Raw genomic sequence first — 25362 nt, forward strand, 5'->3', positions numbered from 1 at the left:
GGTTGTGCGTGTGTTGGGTCATGGGTGATGCGGACGAAGGCACGGTGGCCCTCCGGATCCGTCCGGAAGGGCTGTGCGGGGTGGTGGTTCAGGCGTGCGGGGCCGGTCGCCCCAGCAGCCGCACGGCACAGACCGCCAGACACAGGCAGGCCGTGCCGCAGGACAGGGTCAGTACGAGGGCGCCCGGCAGGGAACGGAGCGTGACGGCCGAGGCGGCGCCGCAGGCCGCCGCCAGACAGACCACGGCCGGCGGCCAGGCCGCCCCGAAGGCCTGGAGCAGCAACGCGGTCCACAGCGTGGCCGCGAGCAGCAGCAGCGGGACCGGCTCCGCGCCGGTGAGCAGGGCCGCGGGCAGCAGCGGGAGCACATAGAGCAGCAGACAGAGGCAGAGGACGCCGGTCGAACGCAGCAGGAAGGCGGCCGGAGTCGCGGTCGCCCGCAGCGCCGACACCGACATCCCGCGATACCGGTACAGGAGCCACTCCGCCGGACCCATGCTCACGGTCAGCACGACCACGGCGTACGGATGCTGCCGGCCCTCCAGCAGCACCAGCACCCCGGCGGACAGTCCGAACAGGCCGTACGGCAGCGACCGCAGCAGCGACGGACGGGCCGCATCCGGGACCGGTGAGGCGCCGACCGCGGACCGCAGCGCCCAGCCGGCCGCGGCGGCCGCGCCGAGCACGGACAGCAGCACCAGGGCGCCGCGCCCCGCGGTCCCCGGGTCCCACCAGGGCAGCGCCGCCGCACCGGCGATCAGCGGGGCGAGCGCGGCCAGCAGCAACCGCTCCGCGCCCAGGACGAGCAGCACCCCGGCCGCCGCGAGATACACCGACTGTGCCGCGGCGACCCCGATCGCGGTGCCGGACCCGGCGACCAGCGCCCCGGCCCCGGTCGCGGCGAGCGCGCCGAGCGGTGCCCCCTTGAGCAGGGTCCGGCCCGCTTCGCGACGGCCCGTGGCCATCCGCACATGGGCACGGTGCCCGAGTGCCTGGCCGAGCGCCCAGGAGACGAGGCCGGCCACCACCAGGACGTCGAGATCCCGGCCCGCGTGCCACAGCCGCCCGGTCAGCAGATAGGCCAGGCCCGGCAGGGCGAACAGCGCCCCGCGCAACCCGCAGCGAACAGCGTCCGGACGCCATGGGTCGGCCGGTCGCGGCGGCTCGGGAAAGGTGCGCGGTACCCGCTCGTACAGCGCGGAGGCGAGCGAGAAGAGGTCCGTGTGCCCGTACCGTTCCTGGATGATCTCGGCGGTCAGCCCCTCCGACTCCAGCAGGGCCGCCACCTCGTACGGGTGGACCGCCGGTCCGATTCCCTCCGCCAGTTCGGCGGCGAGCCGGTCGACGGCCTCCCCGTTCGCGCCGGGGCCGGACGCGGACCGGGCGGGCGTACGGGCGTCGGCGAGCCGCAGGGACAGCGCGTCCCCCGCCGTGCCGCCGGGTTCCAGCGCCATGGGTCCGCTCATCCGGCGAGGCTCCTCGACGTGGACGCGGCGGCCCGGCCCCCGGGGACCGCGAGCGGGGCGTCGGCCGTCGCGGGGACGCCCGGGACGAGTGCGCCGAGCGCCGACAGTTCCCCATAGATGGTCCGGAACGTGTCGACCGTCTGCCGCAGGGTGAACTGATCGATGACGCGCAGTCTGGCCGCCTCGCCCATCGAGGCGCGCCGCCCGGCATCGCCGAGCAGGTCCAGCGCGGCGGCGGCCATGGCGGCCGGATCACGCGGCGGGACGACGAGACCGCTGTCCCCGACGGCCTCGCTCACCCCGCCCACGTCCGTGGACACGGTGGCCCGCCCGCAGGACATGGCCTCGATCAGGGTGAACGGGAAACCCTCGCTGATACTGGAGAGCATCACGACGCTGCCCGCGGCGTAGGCGTCCTTGATGTCGTCCACACGGCCCTCGAAGGTGACCGCCTGCGCCTGCCCCAGCTCGGCGGCCAGCGCCTCGCAGCGTTCGCGGTAGGCTTCGCCTCCGCGCGGGGTGCCGCCGAACAACCGCAGCCGCGCGTCCGGGAGCCGGTCCCGCACGAGAGCGAACGCCCGGATCAGGGTCTCCAGGTCCTTGATCGGGTCGACGCGCCCGGCCCAGCTCAGCGTCGGCCGCTCCGGCTCAGGACCGGCCGGCGGGAACGCGGCCGGGTCCACGCCGTTGTAGACCGTACGGATCGACTCGGGCGCGGCACCGCCCCGCTCCTCCCACAGCCGGTTGTAGCGGTTGCCCGGGGTGATCAGGGCCGCGCGGCGGTACGTCTCCTCGGCGAGCAGCCGGAAGAAGCCCAGCACGACCGCCTTGACCGGCCAGCGGTACGGGGCGGTGCGGTAGCCGAGGTAGCGCTCGCGCAGGTAGACGCCGTGCTCGGTCAACAGCAGCGGGACGCCGTGCCGTTCGAGCGCGGCCAGACCCGGCAGCACGGCGACGCCGCCGCTGACCGCGTGCGCCACCCCGTGCTCGGGCAGCGGTGCGGTGAGCGGGCGCAGCGCGTGCTCCAGCAGGGCGGTCGCGGTGATGGCGTCGTGCAGGGTCGGCCGGGCCTCACGGACGGCCAGACCCGGGCGGTTCCACACTCCGGTCAGGACGCCGATCGCCCGGTCGCCGCGCAGGAAGGGACTCAGCGTCCCGTCCGCCGCGGCCCGCGCCATCGCGTACAGGGCGGTGGCGAACCCGTCCTCGGCGCCCGGATCGACCAGAGCGGTCAGGAACTGTTCGTAGACGGAGGCGAGTTGCCTGCGGCGCCGCCCGCGCGGAGAGCGGCCTTCGGGCGCGGGTCCCCACATGGGGACCGTGACGATGTCCGTGATCTGCGCGGGGATGTCCCACACGATCGGTTCACGTCCGGTGCCGGTCACGGCGATGACGTCGAAGTCGAAGTCGGGCATCCCGTCGACGAGTTGGTCGCACCAGACACTGACGCCGCCGTGACTGTGCGGGTAGGTGCCTTCGGTGAGCAGGGTGACGCGCGTCGTGCTGAGGCTGCGCGCGCCGCGGGGAACGTGCATGGATGTGCTCCACGGCCGAGGTTGGGGTGGTCGGGCCCGTCCCGTCCGCCGAGGCGCGGACGGGATCTTCGGTCGGTGCGCGGCTCAGTTGTCCGGGCTGTAGGGGACCTGCTCGGGTACACCCGTCGGCAGGTCGTGGTTGTCGGATACGTGCGCGGTGTTCGCGTGCGCCGTGCCGGCCGGTGGGCCGGACGCGATGAGCGCGCCTGCGATGGGCGCGGTCGCGCGAATGGTCCGCTTCATGCGGTGAAGTCCCCTCCCCGGGCAGGGGTGAGTACCGCTCCCATGGAGCCGACCACCCCCTGGCGCGACGCCACAGCCCCCCTCAGACGTGGTCGTCGACGCGTTCGTCGGGTCACATAGTGGTGTCTCTGTGGAGCTTTCGTGTGCTTGCCGCGAGACATGACGGAAAAGCGCGTCCACCGAACGGGTGATCATTGAGTGCCGCGATGACGATGTGATCGTCACTTTGAGCGTTCGGGTAACTACTCAATGAAACGTTCCTGTGCTTGCGCGGCCCGGAGTCGACCACATCCGGAATGCCTTGGTCCGCCCTGTCTGGGTCCCGGCGGTCCAGGCCGAGACGAGTTTCGGCTGAGTCGTCGGTTTCAGGCCACTGTGAACCGCGTCTGTGAAGAACGTGTGTGCCGACACCGCGCTCGTGACTCCGTCGCCACGATCGCGAGGCGGGGGGTGGGGGCGACGCGACGGTGTCCGCGGCCGCGACGGGATTCGGGGAAGTTCCGGTGAGCGGGTGTCAGGGGCCCGGAAGGGGACACCCGTCGAGCTCCGGCGGAAAGCGTGCCGGGAAACGGTGACCGGGATCCGGTCACCGAAGGGCGCGCCTGCGGATTCCTTCCGGGATCGCGGCGCGCGTCCGTGGACGAGTTGGAGGACTTCTTCGTGAACGAGAACCTTTGGGGTTACGGCCCGACCAGCGGGCACACGCCCGACGCCGATCTCTCCGGCTACCGGGTGGAGGCCGTCGACGGCCACATCGGGAAGGTCGACAAGCACTCCGACGAGGTCGGTTCTCAGTACATCGTCGTCGACACCGGCGTCTGGATCTTCGGCAAGGAGGTCCTGCTGCCCGCCGGAACTGTCACGGCGATCAGTCACGAGGACAAGACGATCCATGTCTCCCGGACCAAGGACGAGATCAAGGCGGCTCCGGAATTCGACAAGGAGAAGCATCTCGGCGATCCGCACTACCGTGATCAGCTCGGCGGCCACTACGGCTCCGGACACTGACGCGACGCCGACCGCCGGTGCCCCCTGCCCGGGGGCACCGGCGGTTTTCGCTGTCTCCGGGCGGCCGGGAAAAGCGGGAGACCCCGGCTGGACGGGGGAGACCAGCCGGGGCCGCTCGTGTGCGGAGGCCGCTCCGCTCCGCATGGGGTGAACATCGGTCGATATCCATCTATTCCGTCCAGGGCGACCGGAGTGGACGGGAGCGGACGGGACACCGGCGTGGCCCCGCATCCGCAGGGCGGGCCCGGCGGGAAGATCGGTTCAGGAGGGCGCGTGCGACGGCGCGGGGCCGCCGTCCTGTGCCCGGACCACCTCCGCGTGCCCACCGGCGCGCGGACGGACCGGCTGCTCGGAGGATGGTGCCCATGACCGCGAAGCGCGGTGTGCCCGATGTCCTGATCGTCGGAGGCGGGCTCGCCGGTCTGGCGTGCGCCCGCGATCTCGCCGGGTACGGCTTCGGGGTCCGGCTCCTGGAGGCCTCGGACGGGGTGGGCGGCCGGATGCGTTCCGACCCGCACGAGGGCTTCGTCGTCGACCGCGGCTTCCAGGTCTTCAACACGTCCTATCCACAGGTCCGGCGCCGGCTCGCCCTGCGCGAGCTGAGGCTGCGGCCCTTCACGCCCGGCATCCTCGTCCACACCGAGGACGGGACGCTGCGCTTCGAGGACCCGACCCGTGGCCGGCGGCGACCGGGCGACCTGCGCCCGGGGCGCCTCGCGGGAACCCGTGACCTGATCGCGCTGGCCGCCCTGTCCGGCCGGGACATGCTCGCCCCCGCCGGATGGCTCAGGCGCGGAGAGGACCGTACGACCCGCACCGTGCTGGCGGCGGCCGGATTCTCCGAGGAGTTCGTGGAACGGTTCTTCCGGCCGTTCCTGTCCGGGGTCTTCCTGGAGGACCAGCTGGAGACCTCCGGCCGGGTGTTCCACCTCGTCTGGCGCAGCATGCTGCGCGGCACCCTGTGTCTGCCCGGCGCCGGCATCGGGGCGGTGCCGCGCCTGCTGGCCGAGGGGCTGCCCCCGGACGCCGTACGTCTCGGCGCCCCGGTCACGCGGCTCACGGACGACGGGGTCGAGGTGGACTCCGGGGGTGAACTCGCCGCGCGGGCGGTGGTCGTGGCCACGGGGCCGGGACCGGCTGCCCGGCTGCTGCCCGGGCTGAGCCTCCCCGGCTACCGCGTCGTGACGACGTACTACCACGCCGCCACCCGTTCACCGCTGGCCGAACCCGTCCTGCTGACGGACACCAGAAGGCGTTTCCTCAACACCTGCGTCCTGAGCGAGGCGGTCCGCGGCTACGCTCCGCCCGGGATGTCGCTGATCGCCACCTCTGTCCTCGGGCACGACCAGGAGGGCCGGGAGACCTGGCTGCGCGACGCGCTCGCCGAGGTGTACGGCGCTGACACCTCGCAGTGGGACCTGCTGACCGTCCGTACCGTTCCGGACGCCCTGCCGGCGATGCCGCCCCCGCAGCCGCTCAGCCGGACCACCCGCGTGGCTCCCGGCCGCTATGTGTGCGGGGACCACCGGGCCACGGGCTCGGTCCAGGGCGCGCTGGCGTCGGGAGCCCGCGCGGCCCGCGAGGTCGCGGCCGACCTGGCCCGGTAGACGCCGCACGCCCTGCCTCCGTCGTACCCCGCACCCCCCCCGCACCCCGCGTCCCGCGTCCGCGACCCGTCCCGGACGGCTGACTGCCCGGCCCTGGGGAGCCCAGACCTAGGGCAGCGTCTGTTCCGTCCAGATCGTCTTGCCCGGCGCCGAGTAGCGGATGCCCCAGTTGTGGCTCATCTGCGCGCAGATGAACAGGCCGCGGCCGCCCTCGTCGGCCGCGCGGGCGTGGCGCAGGCGCGGAGCCGCCGCGCCGGCGTCGCTGACCTCGCAGGTGATCGTGGCGTCCTTGATGAGCCGCAACCGGATCGGCGGCGCTCCGTACCGCAGGGCGTTGGTCACCAGCTCGCTGACGATCAGCTCGGTGGCGAAGGCGGTCTCCTCGCCCACCCGCCACCTGCGGAGCAGGTCCTGGGTGTGGTGCCGTGCCGTCGCCGGCGCCGTGGGCACGAAGTCCAGGGACCAGGTGGCGACGCGGTCCGGCGGGAAGGCCCGGGTGCGGGCCAGCAGCAGAAGGACGTCGTGATGGCCCGTCGTGTCGCGCAGCCGGTACAGGACATCGTCCCGTACCTCGCTGAGGGAGCGGTCCAGGCGGGTCAGCGCGACGCGCAGCGCGTCCTTCGCCCGGTCGTCGTCAGGGCCCTCGGGAACCGGGAACGACGTCGTGCGCAGCGCGAGTACGCTGCCGTCCCGCACGGGGACGGACGCGGTGGCGAAGGGAGGTCCGTCCCGGCTGCCCAGAAGGGGGCCCGTCGGGATCTGCGGGACGTGCACGACACCGCCGGGGTGGGCCACGACGGGCGCGGGATGGCCGGCGGAGGCCATGACGCAGGTTTCCTTGAGCGGGTCGTGGATCGCGTAGACACAGCCGGCTCTGAGCGGCTGCTGGTGCAGCGGATCGCTCGCCGGCAGGGCCTCCCGCTCGTGGGCCAGCCGTACGACCGCGTCGTTGAGGCGGGCGAGCAGTTCGTCGGGGTCCAGGTCGAGCGCCGCGAGCGTGTGGATCACCGTCCGGATCTGGCCCATGGCGGTGGCGGCGTCGATGCCGCTTCCGCTGACCTCCCCGATCACCAGGGCCGTACGGGCGCCGGGCAGTCCGAAGGCGTCGTACCAGGTGCCCGCTCCCGCGTCGGCCGGAATGTGCAGCGGCGCGAATTCCACGGCTGTCTGCGACGGGGGTTCCGGCGGCAGCAGATGGCGTTGCAGCGCCGCCGCGATCGTGTGCTCGCGGGTGTAGCGGCGCGCGTTGTCGAGGCTCAGCGCGGTGTGTGCGGCCAGTTCCTCGGTGACGGCGAGATCGTTCTCGTCGAAGTCGTTGTGCGGTCGTACGCGATAGAGGCTCAGCAGCCCGAGTACGGCGCCCCGCAGCGTCAACGGGGCGGTGAGCATCACGCGGGCGCCGGAGGCGCGGATGGCGCGGGCCCGCTCCGGGTCGGCGTCCAGCCAGGGGGTGCCGCTGTCCAGCGTGACGGTTCGTGGCCGGAGATCGCTGAGCACCTGCGAGTACGGGGTCGGCGACGGCACGGCTCGCACGTCGCCGACGGGGTGGGCCTGCGCCCTGTGGGAGGGGCCCTCGATACGGAAGGCCGCGCGGCGCAGCGGGACGTCGCGCCCGAGGGGGCTGAGCGGAGGATCCTCGCCCCGCACCACCGCGTCGACCACTTCGACCACCGCGATGTCGGCGAAGCCGGGCACCAGCGCGTCCACCAGTTCCTGGCAGGTCGTGACGACGTCCAGGCTCCGGCCGACCCGTTCTCGTACCGAACCGAGTGCCTCCAGCCGCCTTCTGCTCCGCAGGGCCTCCGTGACCTCGGTCATGGAGACGACCACGCCGCGCGCGTTCCTCAGCGGGAACGCCGAGACGTTCACGAAGCGCTCCCGCGAGGAGCCGTCCACCGGTTCGAGCTGTACGAGGCAGTCGCCGACGGACGTGCCGTCCGTGAGCACGCCCCGCAGGACGTCCTCGAACTCCTGTGGACGGGAGGGGCGGCACACCTCCCCGACCGGCCGGTCGAGAGCTTGGTCCGCCGTGACGCCGGTCAGCGCGCGGGCCGCCTCGTTGACGCTGAGGACGCGCAGCGCGGGGTCCAGGACGAAGAACGCCTCGTGCGTGTTCGCGTGCAGGATGTCGAAGACCGCGGTCGGTGTGCCGTGGAGGGGGGCGTCGTCGCCGCCCGCCTCGAAGACGCCCCAGGCGACCGCGCCGTCGGAGAGCGGCATCACCCGGACACGCAGGTCGACCGGGTTTCCGTCGACGTCATGGATGACCAGGGGCCCGGATCCGGGATTCGTGCCGTCGACGGAGTCGGAGCCGGCGGAGTCTCCGGTGTCGGGCGTGACCATGGCGAGGGCCGTTCGCCCCACGGCCTCGGAGTCCGAACGCAGCCAGATCTCGCGCGCTCTGCGGCTCCACCGGACGACGACGCCCTCGCCGTCGACGACCATCAGCGGAGTGGCGGCAGTCACCGGAAATCACCTCTGCTGTGCGTCCGGGTGAGCACCCCCGGGCCCGGGGACGACGTCGACGGCTGATTCACCGGGGAAGGCCGTGTCGCGGACTTTGCCTTCTTTGTTCCCTATGGTCCACAAAACCATCATTGTACGGCGCTGCCGAGCCGCCCGCCGATGCGGACCGGCGCGTTCCCCGGAGGTTCCGTGCGGCAGGCGGCAGGCGGCAGGCGGCAGGCAGCAGTCGGCGGTCAGTCGTCAGTCGTCAGCCCCGGACGGCTGGCCGCCGGCCGGGGCTCGGGGGCGTGCTCGGCATCCGGGGGCAGCAGGGAGCGCAGGGCCATGTCCGTCAACCGGGCCTCCTGGGCGGCCCGGTCCGGCATCACCGCGGTGCGGAGCGGGCGTCCGGCGAGGAGCGAGATCAGCCACCAGGCGGCGGTGTCCGCGCTGATGTCGTCGCGGATGTCGCCTTCGCTCTGGCCCCGGCGCAGCAGGCCCGCGAGGGCTTCGGCGAAATTCCGGTGGATGTTCCGCGCGGCCTCGCCGAGGGCCGGATCGTGGGCCAGGGCCGCCGCGTCGGCGAAGAGGAAGCCATGGGCGCCACGCCGGTGGAAGCGGTCCATGTGGGCCGGGTCCAGGAAGGCGGCCAGTACGTCGGGGACGGGGCGCCCGGTGTCCGCGGCCTCGGTCAGGAGCGTGGTGACCGCCGTGGTCACGTGGTCGAGGGCCGCCTGGTAGAGGGCGGACTTGGACCCGAAGTTCTGGAAGACCACCGGTTCCGTGACCCCGACGCGCCGGGCGATGTCGGAGACCTTGCCCCGTTCGTAGCCGGTCTCGGAGAAGACCTCGGTGGCCGCGGCCAGGATCGAGGCGCGCCGCTCGGCTGCCGGCATCCGGGTGCGGGTGCGGGCGGCCTTGCCCTGGCGGCTGGGGGCCCTGTCGGTGTCGGTCACACCCGCCATCGTAGGCCCGTTGCGAGTTTTCTTAGTCGGGACTAAGTTAGTGGTGTACTTAGTCGCAACTAAGTTAAGGGAGTGACCGGTATGTCCATCGGACGCCTCATGCAAGGAAAGCCGCACGCGGACACCCCAGGAGTGACGATCGGGGCCCCGCGCGCCTACGAACTGTGCGGCGCGTTCTGCTTCGCGGGCCGGCGGAACCGCGCCTTCTCCCGGCTGGCCGCGCTGAGCGGCGCCGAGACCGGGGACCGCGTGCTCGACGTGGGCTGCGGCACCGGGTATCTGACCCGGCGGATGGCCGCCGTCGTCGGGCCGCAGGGAACGGTGACGGGCGTGGACCCGTCGTCCTCGGTGCTCGCCTACGCGCGACGCAGGAACAGGGCCGGACAGGGCGCCGTGTGCACCTACCGGGAAGGGGTCGCGGAGGACCTCGCCCACCCGGACGGGTCGTTCGACACCGTCGTCACCAGCTTGATGCTGCACCACCTGCCGGAAGAACTCCGGCCGGCCGCCCTCAAGGAGATGTGGCGTGTCCTGCGGCCGGGCGGGCGCCTGCTGGTCGTCGAGTTCCGGCCGCCGCGCAGCGCCGTCGGGCGCCATCTGGTGCACGGTGGCCTCGGTCACGCCATGTCCCACAACCGGACCGACCTGCTGGACGGGCTCGTCACCGGCGCGGGCTTCGGGATCCGGGGGAGCGGGGACGTCCGCCCGTGGCTGACCTACGTCCAGGCCGTACGGCCGACGTCCGAGGAGCCCGCGGAGCAGCCGGGTTAGGACCCGCGGAGCGGCCGCGTCAGGAACCCGTGGGGCAGCCGGGTCAGGCGCCCGGAGCCGTCGCCGCCGGACCGCGCGACCGGCCGCCGCCGCCCCCGGGCACCCGGCCCGGCGGCGCCGACTCCCGCACAGCGCCCCGCGGACGACGGCACTCGCCGGTGCCGGTGCCGGGCCGGCCAGGACACGCCCCGGCCGCGCGAACTCCGCCCGTCACGGCGTCAGTCGTGAGCCATGTCCGACTCGGCGGAACTCGCCGCGGACTCCGCGCCGTCGACCAGCTTCTGCAGCCGGGCGACATCCGTGGACGCCGGGCCGGGCGACGCGGGGGCGTTCCCGGTGTCACCCGCGCCGTCGCACGCGGTCAGGAGCAGCGCGGCCACGGCGAGGGCCGTCGCCAGACGTGCCGCGCGCATCAGGAACCGGCCCCGTCGTCGTGGCCGGCGCACCACTTCTCGACGTCCGCCAGATCCTTCTGGCGGCCCTCCAGGGTCGGGACGAGCGAACGCCGGAAGGTCAGTCGGTTGTCGAGATAATTCTCGATCTCCGTGTGCCCGGCGGACTTGGCGTTGGCCACCCGCTGTTCCAGCCTGGCGATGGAACCGCGCTGAGAGGCGTCCCCGTTCAGCCGGTCGAGGATGCGGTCGATCCTCTTGTCGATCTTCGGCGCGCGCTTGCAGAGCGCCTTCGCGCCGTCACCCGTCGGCGCGCCCGACGGGTGCGTCCCTGTGCCGTCGGCCGACGCGGCGCCCGCGGCGCCGAGCAGCGCGCCGACCGCCATCAACGAGACGACGGTCGTCCTGGTCCTCGGTGCCGTCGGCTTCCTCGTTGTCCTCGCCATGCTGAACTCCTCTTCCTTCCGGGGCGGTTGTCCGCACGTCCGGCACGCTAGGAGTCCTCCTTGTGGAATTCTTGTGGCCGGACACCGGCGGTCGTGATCACCCAGTTGCGCTGCGCGGGGAGCCTCGCCTCCACGCCGGACCCGCCGCCCGGAAACGGGAGCAACGGGAGCGCGACCTCGATCCGGGTCCCCGTTCCGGCCGGCGCGTCGAGGACGCGGACACGGCCCCGGTGCAGGTCGATCTGCTGGGAGACCAGGGTGAGTCCGAGGCCCGATCCCGGACTGTCCGGGCGGCGCTCGAAGCGTTCGAAGACCGCGGCGCGACGCTCGGGCGCGATCCCCGGTCCCTGGTCGTCGACGAACAGGACGGCGCGGTCGTCGCTCGCGCGCAACGTGACATCGATGCGCGCGGGGCGTCCGTCGGCGCATCCGCCGTGCACCAGCGCGTTGGTGAGGAGATTGTCCAGGACCGTGCGCAGTCCCGGCTCCCAGCCGTGGACCCGCGGCCCCGGCGGACAGTCGACGGCGATGTGCGCGAGCGGATGACGCCGCCGCTGCTCCCGCACGCTCGCCTCGACGACCTCCGCGAGATCCACCGGTCCGAAGGCGTCCGCCTCGACCAGGTCACCGCGGCCGAGCTCGCGCAGCATGACCAACAGCCCCAGCAGCCGGGCGTGTTCACGGCGAAGGTCGTCGAGGACCTCGTCGCGGTCGGGAGCGGGCAGGGCCGGATGCTCGGTGAGGATCTCCAGGTTGGTCTGCATGCTCATCAGCGGAGTGCGCAGTTCGTGCGCGGCGGCGGAGGCGAACGAACGGGCGGTGGCCAGTGCCTCCTCGGTCCTCGCGGCCTGTTCGTCGTAGCGGCTCAGGACCGTCTGGAGGGTGTGCGCCAGATCGTCGACCTCGGCGATCCGGGCCGGCGCGTGGTCGAGGCGGGCGGCGCTGGTCCGCGGATCCAGACCGCTCGCGCTGTCCCGCAGCCGCCGCAGCGGACGGCTCGCGCGCCCCGCCACCGCACCGGCCAGCAGCCCCGACAGCGGCGCGGCGAGCAGCGCCACCGTCACCACGCGCCTGCGCACCAGGCGCAGTTGGGCGTCCGCGGCGGTGTCCGGTGCGAAGAGCCAGAGTGTGCCGCGCACCCCGGGACGCGTACCGGAGACCCGCTGGGACAAAACCCGCCAGGAATCCCCGCCGGCCCGCAGCGTGACCGGCACCGGCGCGCTCGCGGGAAGCGCCGCCGCCCGGTCCGGCTGCGGACCGCCCGTGTACGTCTCCGACGGGCCGATCAGCCGTACGCCGACGTCCAGGGCGGAGGTGAACAGCCGCCTCTCGCGGGCCCGTTCGACCGCCGCCGACCGGTCCGCGGCGCTCGCGCGCAGCAGCCCGCGGGCGTCCTTCGCCACGGCCGCCGCGCTCCGGCGCAGGTGTGCGTCCTGCTGGTCGTGCAGATCCGCCGCGACCAGCCGCAGCAGCAGCCAGCCGGTGGCCAGCACCAGGACCGGCACGGCCGCTCCGACGGCGAGGGCGATGCGGGTGGACAGTCTCATCGTCCTCAACGTCCGGCCTCCGGCCCGTCGTCGCGCAGCACGAACCCCACGCCCCGCACGGTGTGGATGATCCGGGCCCGGTCCGGTGCCTCCAGCTTGCGGCGCAGATAGCTCACGAACGTGTCCACCGCGTCGGTGCGCACATCGAAGTCGTACCCCCAGACCCGGTCGAGGAGCCGATCCCGGCTGAGCACGATGCCCGCGTTGCGCGCCAGGACGTGCAGCAGCTCGAACTCCCGCCGGGTGAGCTCCAGTTGCCGCCCGTCCAGGCTGACCGTGCGGGCCGTCGGGTCCAGCGACAGTCCGCCCACCCGTACGGTGTCGGTGCCCTTCGGCGGCCGGCGCCGCAGCAGTGCCTGGAGCCTGAGCACCAACTCCTGGAGGGCGAACGGCTTCACCAGGTAGTCGTCACCGCCGGCCTGGAGCCCCGCGATCCGGTCGGCGGTCTCGTCGAGCGCGGAGAGCATCAGGACGGGTACGTCGTTGTCCTCCTCGCGCAGCGTCCGGCACACGTCGATGCCGCTGAGACCGGGCATGGAGATGTCCAGCACGATCGCGTCCGGCGGCGTCCGCCGGGCCAGGTCCAGCGCGGGCCGGCCGCCGTCGGCGAGGTCCACGGTGAATCCGCCCAGCCGCAGCCCGCGTTCGAGTGACCGTCGTATCGCCGCGTCGTCGTCGACGACGAGGACCCGGCCCCGGTCTCCGCCCATCACCACTCCCCAGCTCCGAGGAACGGACCGGTCGGGCCGGCCCGTTTCGCCGCCCATGGTGCACCAGCGGCTTCGATAGCGGTCCCACGCGGGTCGCCTGGCGCGAAGCCATGGGCCAGGCACAAAACGGTAACGAAGGACTTTCTGGCGGTTGAGGAGATGCCCGCGCAGCGTAATGTCCCGCATGTCCGGGTGCTCGTGGGGGGTTGCCCGGTGCGGGGAGGGGAGTGTCATGGCTGCCATGACGCGGGTTCGAAGAGTGCCCACAACTGTCCGGGTCCGGGTGGTCGCGACGGTCTGCGCGGGGCTCCTGTGCGCGTCCCTGGCCGGATGCGGGAACGACGGTACGGCGACTGCCGACGCCTCGACGGCGTCCGCCGACACGTTGGCGTCCGCGGCGCCGTCGTCCGCCGCCGCGTCCACGCCCGAGGCGACGCCCTCGACGAGCGAGGCGGCGACGCCGACGGAGACACCGACCACGGAGGAGGCCACGACGGCCGCTTCCCAGGAACCGGTGTCGGCCGGCGGTTCGGAGGCGTCGGCCCTGTGGGGCAAGGCGTACAGCGGCAGCGCGAGCATCACGGTCGACGTCTACGACTACTGCTCCACCGACGGGTCCCGGCGCCTGGCGGGCAGCCAGACCTACTCCATGAACAGCACCCTCAACCTGGGCCGGCCGGAGTCCGGCGGCGACCAGACCGAGAGCAACCCGTTCTCGATGCTGTTCGCGGCGGGCTACGCCTCCCAGGCGGGCGCGGTGTCTTTCCAGTCGTCGCTGGTCAGCACCGTCTCGAGTCAGGACCTGGCGGGCAACTACCGGGATCCGAACCTCCTGCTGACGTACTGGAACATCGACTGGTCCGACGGCGAGCTCGACGCACGGCTCACGGATCCGCACGACCGGGAAGCCGTCGTCCCGAACCTGCTCAACTGGCCCGGCCTGCTCGTCGCCTGCCGCTCCGACCTCGGTCAGATGCCCGGCGGCTTCCCGCACGCGCTGGCCGCCGGCACGACGTTCACGGGCCGCATCGACAGCTCCGGGGCGTCCCTCACCGCCGAGGGAAGCACCACCGACGGCGTGGTCGCGTTCAAGTTCACCTTCGACGGCACGGCCTCGTGACACCCTTATCGGCCCCCTTCCCGCGGACAGCCGGGACGGGACGGCGGGAGAGCGGGGCGACCGCACCGAGGGAGGCCGGATGACGACACCGGACCGGCTCGACACCTGGAGCATACGGATCGCCGAACGGGCCGCTCCCAAGGAGAGCGGGTTCGCGGCGCAGACCGCTCGCGCGTACGCCGCGGGCGGCGCTCCCCGCCGTAACCTCTTCTCCTCGCCCGGTCAGGCGGCCGGAGGCATGGGCGGCGGAGCGGTCGCCGTCCTTCCCGCCGTGCTGGACGGGCTCGCCTACGCCGCCGAGTCCCTCAAGTCGGCCCTGGGTAGCCCCGAGTTGAACAACCTGCTGTCCGCGACGGGACTGCTGGTCGGGTTACGGGCCCAGCGGCGCGCCGAGGCCGCGACCCGGCGACCGGGGCAGGACGACGGCACGGCCTTACCGGGTGACGGCGCGCCACCAGCGCCGTCACCCGGGCCACCGCCGTCGCCGTCGTCGCCGGGGCCATCGCCGTCGCCGCGGGCCGTGCCAGGCGACGACGAGGACGGTGGGGGTGACCGGGACGGCGGGGCCGACGGCGACGACGAGGACTTGTCGTCAGCGTCGCCAGGAGCGAGACCCGGGGCCTTGCCGGGAACGGCCGCTCCCTCGGGCGGCGCGGCCCCCGGTTCGGCCGCTCCCACCGTCGACGTCGTCCGGGCCGCCCTGCGCATGAGCGGGCGGCTCCGGGCCCGGGGGCTGGCCCCGGCCGGTCGTGGGGGCCGCCGCCCTGGCTGTGGCTGACCCTGGCGCTCTTCCTCGCCCAGCTTCCCGCGCTGATCGGGCACGCCCTCGGTGTGGGCACCGGTCTCGGCCGGTTCGGTGAGGCCGGCCGCGGCCGCTTCGTCACCGCGGTGCTCAGCCTGGTCCAGCTCCTGCCCCAGTTCTTCCTGCTCGCCGCGGTCCTCGCGCTCCTCGCCCCACGGGCACGCTGCCGTCGCGTCGAGCGCCGTTACGGGCTCCTGGCCCCCGACGACCCGCTGATGGCGCCTCCGGCGGCGGTACCCGGGAGCCGGGGCGGGAGCGCCGAGCAGCACTTCGCCGCCGCGATGACGGAGTTCGTCCACGCGCACGCCCCGGGTACCCGGCTGCGCCTGAGCACTCTGGACGGACTCTCCGCCCGCGTCTACCCCGGCGGTCGGCGTGCCACTCGGTCGGGGTCTTCGCCCCGCTCGTCCATCTGTGGCACACGGACATCGAGGCGGCCCGAGCGGTGCTCCTGCACGAACTCGGCCACCTGCGCCGGGGCGAGCAGCACGTCACCGGGCTCGGCAGCCCCCTCACCGCCCTGGTCCGGGTCTGGCCGTACGTCCTCGCGGGCTTCGTCGTCCTGCCGGTCACGCTGCTGTTCGTCACGGGCAACGCGACCGCGGTCCTGACACTCGCCGAGGTCGTGCTGGTCCTCCAGAGCGTGCCGAAGGTGCTGTTCCTCGTGGTGGCGGCGCTGTGGTCCGCGGAGCTCGCCGCGGACCGCTTCGCGGCTGGGGCCGCGGGCGCCGACACCGTCGTACGCGCCCTGCGCAGCCTGGAGAAGGGCGATCGCGGCGGCCTCGCACGGCTCTACCACCCGCCCGTCAGGATGCGCGTCTGGTGTGTGTCGCGAGCGGAGACCACCCGGGGCCGGCTCCTGTCGACGCTGCTGTGGCCGCTGGCGCTGTTGGCCCAGCTTCTGCTGACGACGCTGGGGGCGTTTCCCGCGTACGTGCTGCTGGGCGCGTCCGGTGACCGGGCCGCCCGGCAGGTCCTCGCGCTGGCCCATGAGTCGCTGGCCGGGCAGCCCGCCTGGTGGGCGACGCTCGCCGTCGCACTGGTCTGGCCGTCGGCGACACGAGTGCGCCGGGCACGGGGGGACCGGTCGGCGACGGTCCGGTCGGAGAGGGCTCGGTCCGTATCGACTCGGCCCGCGTTGGCCCGGCCAGCGACGGTCCGGCCCGAGCTGGTCAGGCCCGCGCCGGCCCGGTCCGCGGTGGTGTACGCGGCAGCCGTCCTCCTCCCGGCGGTCCTGCCGCTCCTCGGGCTGCTGCCCCTCGCCTCCCGCCCGGCGGGCGGAGTCTTCGCCGATGAACCGGCGGGGCCGACCGCCCCGGCCACGCGGGTACCGGGTGCTGGTGGAACCGGAACCGGAACCGGTATCGGTGGCGGAACCGGAGCCGAGAACGATGCCGGCGCCGGCACCGGGGCCGGAGCCGGGTCTGGAACCGGGGCCGGGGCGACGACGGGGTGCCCCAGCCGTGCCGCACCGCGTGATCCGAGCCGTCCGCCGGGGCTCCCGACCTTCACGCCCGGGAAGCCGTCGTCGTCCGGCGGCGACCCGGATCACGCGCGGGGACCACGCACCTTCCGCACGCTCGGTGTCACATCCGCCGATCCCCTCTCGGGCACCCGCTCCCAGGCCCAGGAGGTGGCCGCCCGCCTGCGCGGGGCCCGCTGGACACTGCGCGACGACGGCACGCTGGCGGCCGACCTGGCCGAGGTCCCGGTCCTGCGCACCACGTCTGTCGACGCCACGACACGCCTGCTGACCGGGAAGCGCACCCGGCGCACGGACGTCAGCGCGACCACGACATGGACGGAGGCCCGTCTCGTCACCGGCGGGGGCCCGACGGTCCGGCTGGACCTCATCAGGGCCGCGACCGGGGTCACGCGGGCCGTGGTCGCCTGCCGGGAGTTCACCTCCACGTCGACCACCGCGCAGCGCCTGTCGCTGACCTTGGGAAACGACGAGCGGTCCGGTCCGAGCGAGCGGCCCCGGTGATCGGTACCCGGGGCGTCACCGTCGTGTCACAGGCCTGTGCGCGCGTGAACCACGGAGGCCGTCCCGCGATCTACAGCGACGAGTGCCGGTGAACGCCCGGCACCTGAACATCGTCATCGGGGGACTTCATGCTGTACGGGATGCACTTCGGGTCGCGGGTCCGCGGGGCCGCACTGGCCATGGCGACCATGTCGGCGGCCGCACTTCTCATGACCGCGTGCCAGCCGGGCCCGGACAGCGCGGATTCCGCCGCCTCGCCCTCGGGCACGGCGAAGAAGCCGACGGCCTCGTCCTCCGGCTCCCCGACACCCACCGCGCCGTCCGGCGGGACGGGAGCCTCGGCCGAACCCGCGGGCGACTCCACGACCAAGGCCCCGGCATCGGTCCCCGCCACCGCCACCACGACACCGGCGACGAAGACCAGGACGTGCGCGGCGGAGTCCATGAAGGCGTTCATGTACCAGGCCGACGTACGGCCCCCGGGCACCGGAACGGGCGCCGCGATCGTCGAGTTCACCAACATGTCCGGAGCGACGTGCGCCCTTGAGGGGTATCCGACCGTGGCGGGGGCGGCGAACGGCTCCCCCGAGAAGAACCACCCGCTGACCGTGACCCGGACGGGCTCCTCGTCCAAGGTGACGCTCGCACCCGCCGCGAAGGCCTGGCTCAAGATGACGTTCGTCCAGGTGCAGGGCGAGGCCGACGGCTACTGCGTGTCCGGGACGACTCCGGTCACCTACCCGACCCTGGTGGTGGGTCTCCCCTCCAGCGGAGCGCACCAGCTCGCCCTCGAAGACGGCGTGCTGGCCGAGTGCGACAACAAGGTGACGGTCACCGCCGTCACCGCGACGAAGCCCTCCTGACCTGACCGTCACCGGCGCGCTGTCACAACCGTGCCGGGGGGTGGCCGCGACCAGGGGGTGGGCCGCAAGAAAGGGGTGCGCCGCGACCAGGGGGTGGCCCGCGACGGGGGTCGCTGAGGGGGTGTGCCTGCGAAGTCGTCCACAGGCTGCCGGAGCCGTGCCGTGCCGGTCAGGGCCCTGTGGACGGCGAACGGCGGCGCCTGCCGGGCCGGACCTGTGGAAGGGACCCGGCCCGGACCGGTGGAACGGGCGGGGCCGGACACGTCGAAGCGGCCCTCGGCGCGGTGACCGCCTCCTGCTGTGTCCGGGGTCCGGGAATGCCGGCACCGGGTGCGCTGTTACAGCTCACGTAACTGATTGGCATGCGCGAGTCAAGGCTCGTGCATGGTGGGAGAAGGAGGGCCTCATGGCACGCAGCACCGCGCGCCCCGTCGTCACGCTGAGGTCGACGGCCGGGACCGGCGCCACGTATGTGACGCGCAAGAACCGCGGGAACGACCCCGACCGGCTGGTCCTGCGCAAGTACGACCCGCTGGCGGGCCGGCACGTCACGTTCCGCGAGGAGCGCTGAGCGCACGCCGGGCGTACTCGGCGGGCGCACTCGTCGTAGCACCGTCGTATCCGCAGACGAACCTGCCGTAACCGAGGAGGGAACCGTATGAGGCCTCACATCCACCCCGAATCCCGTCCGGTCGTCTTCCGGGACCGTGCCGCCGGTGTCGCGTTCCTGACGCGATCGACCGCGCACTCCGCCCGGACGATCGAGTGGGAGGACGGGGCCGTCCATCCGGTCGTCGACGTGGAGATCTCGTCGGCGAGCCACCCGTTCTACACCGGGACCTCACGGGTCCTGGACACCGCCGGCCGGGTGGAGCGCTTCGAGCGCCGCTACGGCCGCACGGCGTCGAACCGGCACTGACCGCCGGAGCGCGCCGAGTTCGGCAGAAGGAGGACAGAACCATGAAGGTACGAGCGTCCTTGCGCTCACTGAAGTCCAAGCCTGGGGCCCAGGTGGTCCGCAGGCGCGGTGTGGTCTTCGTCGTGAACAAGAAGAACCCGCACCTGAAGGCCCGCCAGGGCTGACGGCGCATCAGGCCGAGGGTAACCGGTCCGGCGGACGCACCGCGCGTCGGCCGGACCGGCCGCGCGTGATGTGTGCCGGGAGTTACGATCACGATCGTGACGTGCCCTTCCTCCGCGGACGACGGATCGCCCGCGGAGGGTGGTGCGGTGGACACGCTGGATCCGATGCGTGAGGGTCGCGCCGGGCGAAGTACTCCGAAGGGAGCCGTTCGTGACCACGGCCAGGGACTTGTTCATCATCACGATGGACAAGGAGCCGGAACGCAGTGTCGGGCAGGGCGATCTGTCGCTCGCCCTCGCCGGAGCCGAGGTGATCGACCTTCTCGCGGATGAGGTCATCACGCTGGACGGTGACCGGATGACTCCGGCGAGGCAGCCCGCGACGGACGACCGTCTTCTGGGCGAGGCGGCGTCCTCGCTCGTGCGGCAGGTCCCGTACGAGCGGGTCGAGGACTGGCTCTGGCGCAGAGGCCGCGATCTGGCCAAGGCCTATCAGACCGACCTCGAACAGGCGGGCCAGCTCACCCGGCAACGGCGGGGCCGACTGCCCTTCGGCCCCGACCGCATGGAGCTGGTGGACTCACCGGCCCGCAGCCGGGCGATGCATCGCTGGGCGGCGGACGAGCCCGTCCTCGCCGCGCTCGCCGACGTGGTCGGAATCCCCGCCGAGGAGAGCGATGACAACTCGACGGTCGAGGACGAGGCGGTGACGACCGTCCTGGTCGCCGTGCACGACGCGGTGATGGAACTGGAAGCCGTCCGCCAGCGCCGGGCCATCGAGAACGCGGCCTTCGCCAACATCTGGCGCGGCGCCTGACGTGACCCGGGCCGGGGCCCGCGAGGGCCAGGTGACGGGCGCGGGGATTCCTGTTCCGGCGGGCACCGCTTCTTGCTGCACGTGCCTTGTGGAACAACGTATCGAGCATCACGCGCCCCGGGCGCAAGCGGTGGTCGGGGGCTCCCACGCCTTGATGATCGGCTCGACCGACGCCCGGGGCGCATCAGTCAACTCGTCCGGCACGAGCCGACCGCTCTGGGTGGCGTGCCTGCTACCGGTTGGCCGCGAGGAAGTCCTCCAGGATCTCGACAAACCGCGTCGGCTGCTCCTCGGCCGGGTAATGGCCGCAGTCGTCGAGGACGACCCCCGTGACGTCGTCGGCCGCCAGCCGCATCGTCTGGGCGGCATTCGCGCCGCTCCACAGCGCGCCGCCGAGGGCGAGCACCGGCAGCGTCAGCCGGGTCCTGCTGCGCTGCTCGTTCTGCGCGATCGTCTCGTCCAGCGCCCGGTAGTACGCGAAGCTCGCCCGCAGCGCGCGAGGATCCGCGGTGATCGCGTCGACGTAGACGTCGACGGCGTACGCGGGTATCGCGGTCGGCGTGGCGGCCTTGGTGGCGAACTGCCAGCCGAAGAAGAGCCGCTCCCGTCCCCGGACCAGTTCCTCGTTGAGGTCGGTGAGCCGGTTGAAGCCGAACTGCCAGAGCTTCAGGTTGACCGCGGCCGGGCCGAAGAACGGCGGGGACGGCGTGAGACCGGGGATCACTGCTTCGAGGACGGCGAGCCGGCCCACCCGCTCGGGGTGATCGGCGGCGAGGGCGTATCCGGTCCACGTACCGATGTCGTGGCCGACCACGTCGAACCGGTCGTGCCCGAGCGCGGCCATCAACGCGACCAGATCGGCGGCCAGCGTGCCGGCGTCGTACCCGTCGTCGGGCTTGTCGGAGAGCCCGGCCCCGCGCGAGTCGACGGCGACGACGGTGTGCTGGCGGGCGAGCGCGGGCATCACCTCCCGCCAGGCGTACCAGGTCTGGGGCCACCCGCCGATCAGCAGCAGCGCCGGGCCGTCCCCACCGGTGACCGCGTGCAGCCGCAGTCCGTTCACCTCCACGAGCCGGCTGGTGAAGACGTCAAGGAATCCGTCAGGCAGTCGCAGCGAACGCAAGCTTGTCATGCCGGTGACCATACCCATCTTTGAACGATCGGTACAAGATGTGTAGGCTGACGGACCATGGCAGGCCGCAAGCAATTCGACGTGGACGAGGCGCTACGACGTGCGATGCACGTCTTCTGGCGCTGGGGTTATTCGGAGGCCTCGATCGATCGCCTGACCGAGGGCACGGGCCTGGGCCGGGGCTCGCTCTACGGCACCTTCGGCGACAAGAGCGCCCTCTTCCGCAAGAGCCTCCAACGGTACGCGCAGACCTACCACCCGCTGTACGAGCAGGCACTGTCCGGCCCCCACCCGAGCCCGAGCGCCGTTGTGGCCGCCTTCCTGCAGGTCGCCCTGAACCGCATCGCCGACCCGACGGTCCCGGATGGCTGCCTGCTCACGGTGTCGGCAACGCAGTTCCCGGCGCTTGACGCGGAGGGACGGGCGACGGTCCGCGCCATGATCGACGGTTTGCGGGCGATGCTGGAGCAGGCGTTGCTGGCGGCGGGGGCCGGTGAACAGGAGGCGGCAGAGCTGGCGTTGTGCACGCTGGCGACGAACAAATCCCTGGCAGTGCTGAGCCGCGCCGGCTTCTCGGGCGAAGACCTGGCAACCGTCGCGGCAGCCGCCGCAAAGAATGCCAAGGCTCCGCCGAACCGGCCGGCCGAACCGTCGGGGCCGCGATAGGCGGGATCGGCTCCGTCGCCAATGGACCTGTCTTCGAAGCGAAGCGTTCTGCTGTCAGCCAAGTCTGTCTCGCCTCCGACGGCATGAGCGACAGGATCGTCACATGCAGCCGATCTTCGTGCTCGTGCACAGTCCGTCCGTAGGCCCCTCGACCTGGCACCCAGTGGCCGAACACCTGACGACGGCCGGATACCAGGTACGGGTACCGTCCCTGCTGCACATAGGAACCGGCGCTCCGCCCTTCTGGCCCCGCGTCGTCGACGCCGTCCGCGACGACCTCCGGCAGCTTCCGGCCGACAGTCCTGTCACGTTGGTGGCACACAGCAACGCGGGCCTGTTTCTCCCGGCGATCCGCTCGGGCCTCGACCATCCGGTGACCAGCTCCATCTTCGTCGATGCCGCGCTGCCGGCCCGGACCGGACCGACCCCTGTCGCCACAACCGACTTGCTGGAGTTCCTCCGCCCGATGGCCGTGAACGGCAGGTTGCCACGCTGGACCGACTGGTGGGACGAGGCAGACGTCGCACCCATGTTCACCGATCCGACGATGCGGCAGACAGTCATCGAGGAGCAGCCCACCCTGCCGCTGTCCTACTACGAGCAGCACATCCCGGTCCCCGACGGCTGGGACGACCACCCCTGCTCCTACTTGCTGTTCGGCCCTCCGTATGACGACCTCGCCGACCAGGCGGGCGAACGCGGCTGGCGTGTGGCACAGCTGCCTGGCGCGCACCTCCATCAGATCATCGACCCTGCCGGCACAGCCCGTCACCTCGTCGAGCTCGCCGCTACAACTTGATCCACTTCCGATAGACGCCCAGTCGCTTCGAGGGAAATGTTCGATCGCACGCAAGGCGGCAGCACACCGCAAGACCACCGAGATGCCCTGAGCAAGAGACCCGGCTCGGTCATCTGATCTGAAAGGTCAAGCAAGCTCGCAGCGAGGAAGTGCAGCGTGAAACGCTGCAGCCCGCCCCGCCCCGCCCCGCTCCCAGCCCGCCCCGCCCCCAGCCCGCCAGAACGAGCAGCCACCCGCAGCGGCACAGGCCCGTCGTGGGGTCTCCGTCGTCCTCCCTGGACACAGAAGACCCCTGGCGCCCCCGGGTCACCCGGAAGCGTCGCGGGCCCGCCGCTCGCTCTCACGTGCCTCCTGGAGGTGGGCGTCGACGCGTTGTGCCCGTCGGGGCAGCAGCGAGTCCGTGACGCGCTGAAGCGTCTTCGCCAGCGGGTGCTTGTCCTGCCCCTGAGCGGAACCCCGGGCGGCGGACGCGGCGTCGCGGTACTCGGCCATCTCGGAGAGCGCCGCGTGCGCGAGCTCGGTCGCCTCGCGGTACAGGTCGCGCGACTTCGTCATCGCGTCGAGGGCCTCGGAGTACGAGGCCACCAGAGCGCGTGCGTGCGTGAGTTCCTCTTCGAGGGTCAGCAGACTCCATTCCTCGCGCAGCGCAGTGAAGGCCACCGCCGCGTCGTCCGGCAGCGGCCAGGGAAGCGCCGCGAACTGCACGACCTTGTCGAGGAGTTCCGTCGGTTCGGAGCCGTCGAGGAAGACGCTGCGCACCCTGAACGCCTGCTCGTCGAACCCGGTCCGGGCGGGGGTGCCGGACAGGATGACGGCGCCGCCACGCGGCACGGACGTCCCGAGGTCGCCGAGCGCCCAGTTGACGGCGTGGAACTGCTCGGGCGTGGCCCGGTGTTCCACCACGCGATGCCGCAGCGCGGGCGGCAGCAGCCGGACCAGCGGGAGGCGGCCCTCGGCGTCGGGGGTCATGGCCTCGTGCACGACGACGTTGATGCTCCAGCTGTGCCGCGCGATGTCCTTGAGCAGGCGGCGCAGCGCGGCGTCGTCCTTCGGCAGCGGGTTGATGTCCTGGAGCATCAGTCCGGCCGCGGCGTCACGGTCCCAGGAGAGGTCGCTCCGCTCGGGCCAGAGCAGGGCGGCGGGGGAGGGCCACCCGGGGTCCCAGGGACGCTCCGCCTCGGCCGCGAGTGTCCAGCGCCGTTCGCCGTCCACCTGCGCACGTCCGTCGGTGGTGAGCCGCGCCCGCACGGTCACATCGCCGTCGACGAACCAGCGCGCCTCGAAGACGTGCCCGTCCGGCGTCGTGTCGTTCTCCTTCTCCAGGAAGTCCTGGATCCTTTCACTGTTCTTCAGTTCCCGCAGGTGCTCCCGGAGAGCCGTCTGCGGGGCGGGACCGGTGTGGCGCCCGGCGGCGAGCCAGACCGTTTCCGGGGCGGTGAGACGCTCTGAGGACTTCGGCATGAGTCACTTTGCTGGTGGGGTGCGGTGTGCCCTCCCAGTATGGTCACCTTTGGCCAAGAGCCGGGAGGCGAGGCCCCTTGAGATCACAGACCTCCGCCATCGGGTGACTATGCGAATTTCGTTGACGATTGACCGTATTGGGGTCATCGCGAAGAATTCGAGCGGCCCGTGGGTGCGAGAGCGGCCTGCCGGGGCGGCCCGCGCCGCCGGGGTCGCGATGTGCGCGCCGGGGTGCGGTGGCGGTGGGCGTCCGGCCGGTCGAGAGTGTGGACCTGCGAGGACGCGAACCGGGGCGTGAGCGGCCGGAGCTCGCCGGCCGGCGGGCGCCGGTAGGGTTGCGGTCGGAGAAGGGGCGGACGCGGATGCGGCAGCGGGTGACCATGAGTGACGTGGCGCGAGCCGCGGGAGTCTCGTCCGCCACCGTCTCGTATGTACTGAGCGGAAAACGGCCGGTCACGGAGGAAACGCGCAAAGCGGTCGAATCGGCCATCGAGCGGCTCGGCTTCACCCTCAACCCCGTTGCCCGGAGCCTTCGTACGGGCAAGTCCACCATGGTCGCCCTCGTCGTACCGGACATCGCGAACCCCTTCTACGCGCTGCTCGCCCGCTCGATCCAGGACGAGCTGCGCGGCCGGGGCTACCACGTGCTGGTCAGCAGTACGGGAGCGCGGCGGGACGAGGAGGAGGCGCTGCTGCGCGAAGCGGTGAACCAGAGGTTCGCCGGTGTGGTGATGACGCCGTTCCGGCTCGCGACCGACGCCTTCGACGTGCTGCGCGCCGCCGGGATCCCGGCGGTGGTCAGCGCCGACGTCTCGTTCGGTGACGTCGATCTGGTGACTCCCGACGCCGACGACGCGGTCCGTGCGGCGCTGGCGCACGTGGCGGCCACCGGCCGGCGGCGCATCGGTGTGATCGCCGGGCCGCTGGACGCCGCCGGCGGTGATCCGCGCCTGGAACGCGTACGGGAGCACGCGGCCGAGGCGGGGCTGCGCATCGCCCGGGAGCACATCGTCCACGGCGAGCACACGCGCGAGGCGGGGGCAGAGGGCTTCGAACGGCTGATGCGGGCACGGCCCCGGCCCGAAGCGGTGCTGTGCGGCAACGACATCACGGCTGTCGGCGCGATGGACACGGCCGAGCGCCTCGGGCTGGACATTCCCCGCGATGTGTCGCTGGTCGGGCACGACGACATCGAGTTCGCCTCGCTCGTCCGGCCGCGTCTGACGACCATCCGCTATCCGGCGCGCGAGGTGGGCCGCGTCGCGGCCGGGCTCCTTCTGGAGCAGATCGACGGCCGGACGCGGCGAAGGACCGTACGGGTCGGCGCGGTCTTCGTGGCGCGCGCGTCGGTCTGACACCGCGTCGGCGCGGAGTCCGGGCCGGGTCGTCGACCCCGTCGCGGGCTCCGTGACCGTCCCTCCCGCCACGTCTGTTCCCGTTCCACGGCTTTGCCCGATCGATGTCGGGGGACCGTAGCGTAATCGATTACGTTGCGCGA

The 25362-nt window shown here is 72.6% G+C and carries 26 protein-coding genes; 14 read left to right on the forward strand and 12 right to left on the reverse strand.

Annotated features, from left to right (window positions below):
• Positions 1–88 precede the first annotated feature (88 nt).
• The 3 genes from OG485_RS38785 to OG485_RS38795 all read right to left on the reverse strand — a co-directional run bounded on the left by OG485_RS38785 (position 89) and on the right by OG485_RS38795 (position 3243).
• Complete coding sequence (locus OG485_RS38785; RefSeq protein ID WP_328673286.1) at positions 89–1465, reverse strand: hypothetical protein; 1377 nt, start codon at positions 1463–1465, stop codon at positions 89–91.
• Positions 1462–3000, reverse strand: a complete 1539-nt coding sequence (gene pelF, locus OG485_RS38790; RefSeq protein ID WP_328673287.1) for a GT4 family glycosyltransferase PelF — start codon at positions 2998–3000, stop codon at positions 1462–1464. Before pelF ends, OG485_RS38785 begins: the two co-directional genes overlap by 4 nt.
• Before the next feature lie 84 nt (positions 3001–3084).
• On the reverse strand, positions 3085–3243 hold the full coding sequence (locus OG485_RS38795) for a hypothetical protein (protein WP_328673288.1): 159 nt from the start codon (positions 3241–3243) through the stop codon (positions 3085–3087).
• Positions 3244–3903: 660 nt separating this feature from the next.
• Here OG485_RS38795 and OG485_RS38800 point away from each other — a divergent pair.
• Together OG485_RS38800 and OG485_RS38805 are read left to right on the forward strand one after the other, a co-directional pair.
• The gene (locus OG485_RS38800; RefSeq protein WP_328673289.1) at positions 3904–4251 is read left to right on the forward strand and encodes a PRC-barrel domain containing protein; all 348 of its coding nucleotides are present in this window, start codon (positions 3904–3906) and stop codon (positions 4249–4251) included.
• A gap of 365 nt (positions 4252–4616) precedes the next feature.
• The gene (locus OG485_RS38805; protein ID WP_328673290.1) at positions 4617–5858 is read left to right on the forward strand and encodes an NAD(P)/FAD-dependent oxidoreductase; all 1242 of its coding nucleotides are present in this window, start codon (positions 4617–4619) and stop codon (positions 5856–5858) included.
• 108 nt (positions 5859–5966) lie between these two features.
• Here the strand turns inward: OG485_RS38805 and OG485_RS38810 are convergent, their stop codons facing one another.
• Entirely contained in the window at positions 5967–8324 is a 2358-nt protein-coding gene (locus OG485_RS38810) for a SpoIIE family protein phosphatase (protein WP_328673291.1), read from the reverse strand.
• 233 nt (positions 8325–8557) lie between these two features.
• The gene (locus OG485_RS38815; RefSeq protein WP_328673292.1) at positions 8558–9259 is read right to left on the reverse strand and encodes a TetR/AcrR family transcriptional regulator; all 702 of its coding nucleotides are present in this window, start codon (positions 9257–9259) and stop codon (positions 8558–8560) included.
• 90 nt (positions 9260–9349) lie between these two features.
• On the opposite strand from OG485_RS38815, the gene OG485_RS38820 reads away from it, so the two are divergent.
• Complete coding sequence (locus OG485_RS38820) at positions 9350–10039, forward strand: class I SAM-dependent methyltransferase (protein WP_328673293.1); 690 nt, start codon at positions 9350–9352, stop codon at positions 10037–10039.
• 218 nt (positions 10040–10257) lie between these two features.
• On the opposite strand, the gene OG485_RS38825 is transcribed toward OG485_RS38820, so the two are convergent.
• The 4 genes from OG485_RS38825 to OG485_RS38840 are packed head-to-tail and all read right to left on the reverse strand — an operon-like array spanning position 10258 to position 13134.
• Positions 10258–10452 (reverse strand): hypothetical protein, encoded by a 195-nt coding sequence (locus tag OG485_RS38825; protein WP_328673294.1) that lies wholly within the window; start codon positions 10450–10452, stop codon positions 10258–10260.
• On the reverse strand, positions 10452–10877 hold the full coding sequence (locus OG485_RS38830) for a hypothetical protein (protein WP_328673295.1): 426 nt from the start codon (positions 10875–10877) through the stop codon (positions 10452–10454). Before OG485_RS38830 ends, OG485_RS38825 begins: the two co-directional genes overlap by 1 nt.
• A gap of 47 nt (positions 10878–10924) precedes the next feature.
• Positions 10925–12424: a sensor histidine kinase gene (locus tag OG485_RS38835; RefSeq protein WP_328673296.1), complete on the reverse strand. Its 1500-nt coding sequence runs from the start codon at positions 12422–12424 to the stop codon at positions 10925–10927.
• Positions 12425–12429: 5 nt separating this feature from the next.
• Complete coding sequence (locus tag OG485_RS38840; protein ID WP_328673297.1) at positions 12430–13134, reverse strand: response regulator transcription factor; 705 nt, start codon at positions 13132–13134, stop codon at positions 12430–12432.
• Between the two features lie 232 nt (positions 13135–13366).
• On the opposite strand from OG485_RS38840, the gene OG485_RS38845 reads away from it, so the two are divergent.
• From OG485_RS38845 to OG485_RS38855, 3 genes are all read left to right on the forward strand, one after another.
• Entirely contained in the window at positions 13367–14254 is an 888-nt protein-coding gene (locus OG485_RS38845) for a hypothetical protein (RefSeq protein ID WP_328673298.1), read from the forward strand.
• A 79-nt stretch (positions 14255–14333) separates the two neighbouring features.
• Positions 14334–15032 carry a hypothetical protein gene (locus tag OG485_RS38850; RefSeq protein ID WP_328673299.1) on the forward strand — a complete coding sequence of 233 codons (699 nt, stop codon included), beginning with the start codon at positions 14334–14336 and terminating at the stop codon, positions 15030–15032.
• A 469-nt stretch (positions 15033–15501) separates the two neighbouring features.
• On the forward strand, positions 15502–17043 hold the full coding sequence (locus tag OG485_RS38855; protein WP_328673300.1) for a hypothetical protein: 1542 nt from the start codon (positions 15502–15504) through the stop codon (positions 17041–17043).
• A 70-nt stretch (positions 17044–17113) separates the two neighbouring features.
• On the opposite strand, the gene OG485_RS38860 is transcribed toward OG485_RS38855, so the two are convergent.
• Positions 17114–17488: a hypothetical protein gene (locus OG485_RS38860; protein WP_328673301.1), complete on the reverse strand. Its 375-nt coding sequence runs from the start codon at positions 17486–17488 to the stop codon at positions 17114–17116.
• Between OG485_RS38860 and OG485_RS38865 the strand changes: the two genes are divergently transcribed.
• From OG485_RS38865 to OG485_RS38885, 5 genes are all read left to right on the forward strand, one after another.
• On the forward strand, positions 17487–17906 hold the full coding sequence (locus OG485_RS38865; RefSeq protein ID WP_328673302.1) for a DUF4232 domain-containing protein: 420 nt from the start codon (positions 17487–17489) through the stop codon (positions 17904–17906). The two genes, OG485_RS38860 and OG485_RS38865, sit on opposite strands and share 2 nt — an antisense overlap.
• 406 nt (positions 17907–18312) lie before the next feature.
• A complete protein-coding gene (gene rpmG, locus OG485_RS38870; RefSeq protein WP_328673303.1) occupies positions 18313–18477 on the forward strand; it encodes a 50S ribosomal protein L33 in 165 nt (54 codons plus the stop codon).
• A gap of 87 nt (positions 18478–18564) precedes the next feature.
• Complete coding sequence (locus OG485_RS38875) at positions 18565–18825, forward strand: type B 50S ribosomal protein L31 (RefSeq protein ID WP_326783840.1); 261 nt, start codon at positions 18565–18567, stop codon at positions 18823–18825.
• 41 nt (positions 18826–18866) lie between these two features.
• Positions 18867–18989 carry a type B 50S ribosomal protein L36 gene (ykgO, locus tag OG485_RS38880; protein WP_328673304.1) on the forward strand — a complete coding sequence of 41 codons (123 nt, stop codon included), beginning with the start codon at positions 18867–18869 and terminating at the stop codon, positions 18987–18989.
• A gap of 211 nt (positions 18990–19200) precedes the next feature.
• Positions 19201–19806 (forward strand): GOLPH3/VPS74 family protein, encoded by a 606-nt coding sequence (locus OG485_RS38885; RefSeq protein WP_328673305.1) that lies wholly within the window; start codon positions 19201–19203, stop codon positions 19804–19806.
• Between the two features lie 232 nt (positions 19807–20038).
• On the opposite strand, the gene OG485_RS38890 is transcribed toward OG485_RS38885, so the two are convergent.
• Positions 20039–20938 (reverse strand): alpha/beta fold hydrolase, encoded by a 900-nt coding sequence (locus OG485_RS38890; RefSeq protein ID WP_328673306.1) that lies wholly within the window; start codon positions 20936–20938, stop codon positions 20039–20041.
• Between the two features lie 57 nt (positions 20939–20995).
• On the opposite strand from OG485_RS38890, the gene OG485_RS38895 reads away from it, so the two are divergent.
• Positions 20996–21604, forward strand: coding sequence for a TetR/AcrR family transcriptional regulator (locus OG485_RS38895; RefSeq protein ID WP_328673307.1), 609 nt, complete (start codon positions 20996–20998; stop codon positions 21602–21604).
• A gap of 103 nt (positions 21605–21707) precedes the next feature.
• Positions 21708–22403, forward strand: a complete 696-nt coding sequence (locus OG485_RS38900) for an alpha/beta hydrolase (RefSeq protein ID WP_328673308.1) — start codon at positions 21708–21710, stop codon at positions 22401–22403.
• A 306-nt stretch (positions 22404–22709) separates the two neighbouring features.
• On the opposite strand, the gene OG485_RS38905 is transcribed toward OG485_RS38900, so the two are convergent.
• Entirely contained in the window at positions 22710–23864 is a 1155-nt protein-coding gene (locus OG485_RS38905; protein WP_328673309.1) for a hypothetical protein, read from the reverse strand.
• Positions 23865–24244: 380 nt separating this feature from the next.
• Here OG485_RS38905 and OG485_RS38910 point away from each other — a divergent pair, with 380 nt between their 5' ends.
• Positions 24245–25219, forward strand: coding sequence for a LacI family DNA-binding transcriptional regulator (locus tag OG485_RS38910; RefSeq protein WP_328673310.1), 975 nt, complete (start codon positions 24245–24247; stop codon positions 25217–25219).
• Positions 25220–25362 lie beyond the last annotated feature (143 nt).

It is taken from the genome of Streptomyces sp. NBC_00328 (assembly GCF_036139655.1).
Taxonomy (GTDB): domain Bacteria; phylum Actinomycetota; class Actinomycetes; order Streptomycetales; family Streptomycetaceae; genus Streptomyces.